Source organism: Pseudomonas sp. NPDC098740 (assembly GCF_044760065.1).
GTDB lineage: Bacteria > Pseudomonadota > Gammaproteobacteria > Pseudomonadales > Pseudomonadaceae > Aquipseudomonas > Aquipseudomonas rossensis.
The window spans coordinates 1-2,060 of record NZ_JBIWAM010000055.1 but is presented as its reverse complement, the minus strand read 5'-3'; the positions used below and the strand labels follow the sequence as shown (position 1 = coordinate 2,060).

The following is a 2,060-nucleotide window of genomic DNA, read 5'->3' as shown; positions in this document are numbered from 1 at the left end:
GTATGCGATCCATGAAGCACACCTTCCGTCAGATGCGCTTCCCGTTTACCGTGGCATTTCCGGCGAGCAGTTCCACGGCAGCAATGCTTCATAGTCGGTTACTGACTGCGCATGCGGCAGTCGCTCCAGTACGTGGCGCAGCCACGTATAGGGCTCTTGGCCGTTGACCTTCGCGGTTTCGACCAGGCTGTAGATCTGGGCGCTGGCAGTCGCGCCTTTGGGCGTCTCGCTGAACAGCCATGCCTTGCGCCCGATCACAAACGGTTTAATTGCACGCTCTGCCGGGTTGTTGTCGATCGGTAAAAAGCCAGCCTCCACGTAGCGCTCCAGCCGGCTCCAGTTGCTGGCCAGATAATTAACGGCCTTGCCAAGCACACTTTGCGGCGTCACCTGAGGCTGTGTTTTATCCATCCAGCTTTTCAACTGAGCCAGGATCGGCAGGCTCTTTTCATGACGCTCAATAAAACGCTGTTCATCGCTGACATCCTTGAGTTCACGCTCAATGCCGTACAGCTTGTTGATCATCGCCAGCGCGATATCGGCACGTCCCGTCTTGCCCTTGGGCTGCACTTTTTGCGCATCGACGAACTTGCGCCGGGCATGGGCCATACACGCCAGACGCTCCACGCCCGGTTGTAACGCCAACGCGTTATATCCCGCGTAATCGTCGGTCATGACATAGCCGCGATAACTTTCCAGCAGGCGCAACGGCACATCCTGCGCACGGCTGGAGGTGTAGTCGAACAGCACGACTTTTCGATCCGGCGGCCCGCTGGCCTGTACCCACATCCAGGATTGGCTAGTCGGGTCTCGATCCGGTTCTTTAAGTACCTGGACGCGGGTTTCATCACAGTGAATGACGGGGCTTTCCAGCAACCGGTCGCGCATCAAATTCAACAGCGGCTGGAGGTGTTCGCCGCACTGGATGACCCAGCGTGCCAAGGTCTGGCGTGGAATGTCGATGCCATGCCGGCTGAGTACCGTCTCGAAGCGGTGCAGCGGTAGGCCGTCGACATACTTGGTGGTCAGCAGCATCGCCAGCACGCTCGGGCTGGCCATGCTCTTCTCGATCAACTGAGCGGGTTTGTCTGCGGTGACCGGAGCCGTTTCACAACCGCGGCAACCGTAGACTTTGCGGATGTGTTTGATCACCCGGATCTGCATCGGCACGATGTCCAGCTGCTCGCTGGTTTCTTCATTGATCACATGCTTGCGGCAACCGCAGGCACAGGTCAGTTCGTGTTCAGGCAGTTCGTGGATGACTTCAATACGCGGCAGATCAGCCGACAGTGGCTTGCGCTTGCCACGGCGCGGAACTGGAGCAACGACTTCCTCATCGGCATCGCCGACGACGGGCATTGGTTCGCTTTCGGGTTCGTTGAATAAGGCCAGTTGCGGCGTGTTGGGCTCGACTGTTTGCTCGGATTTACGACCGAACAAACGGTCGCGTAACAACTTGATCTGTTCTTTCAGGTCAACAATATGCGTTTCGTAAGCCTGACCCACTTCCTGCTGGCGAGCGAGCGCGTCGAACGCATCAAGCAGCATTTGCTTGAGAAGTTCTGGGTCATCAGGAAGGTGTTCGGGCATCGAAATCATGCCCCGGATTATACCCGTCAGGCGACGAATCTTGGAGTCAAAACCTGATGAGGGCGATTGCGCCACAGATCAAAACCGTCGAGCAACCAGTTCAATTCCTGAACAGTTAATACGATGGCTTCATCGGTAGCGTCGGGGGATGTTTTGAAGCGTTCGGATTCCAGGCGCTTGAGCCAAAGGCAGAAGCCGTTGCGCTCCCAGTAAAGGATTTTCACTCGATTACGGTGGCGATTCAGAAAGACGAAAAGCACAGGGTCGAACACCGCGACCTTGATATCCAGCTCGACCAAGGCGGCCAGGCCGTCGATGGATTTTCGGAAGTCCACGGCCTTGGGGTAGAGGTACACTTTTTCGACTTTAGCGTCGGGTCGCATCATGACGTGCTGGCTCCAGAGAGAAAACGGAGTACAGCTTCGGGGATCAACTGCTGGCTTTGAATGTGGGGTTCATGGAGCGGTTAC

General features: G+C 56.7%; 2 protein-coding genes. Both read right to left on the bottom strand.

The features are described from left to right. Window positions 1-45: 45 nt before the first annotated feature. A complete protein-coding gene (gene tnpC / locus ACIQU2_RS28890) occupies window positions 46-1,599 on the bottom strand; it encodes an IS66 family transposase (RefSeq protein ID WP_403145958.1) in 1,554 nt (517 codons plus the stop codon). Window positions 1,600-1,616: 17 nt separating this feature from the next. Beyond that, window positions 1,617-1,976, bottom strand: a complete 360-nt coding sequence (tnpB, locus tag ACIQU2_RS28885) for an IS66 family insertion sequence element accessory protein TnpB (protein ID WP_240050551.1) — start codon at window positions 1,974-1,976, stop codon at window positions 1,617-1,619. Window positions 1,977-2,060: the final 84 nt, after the last annotated feature.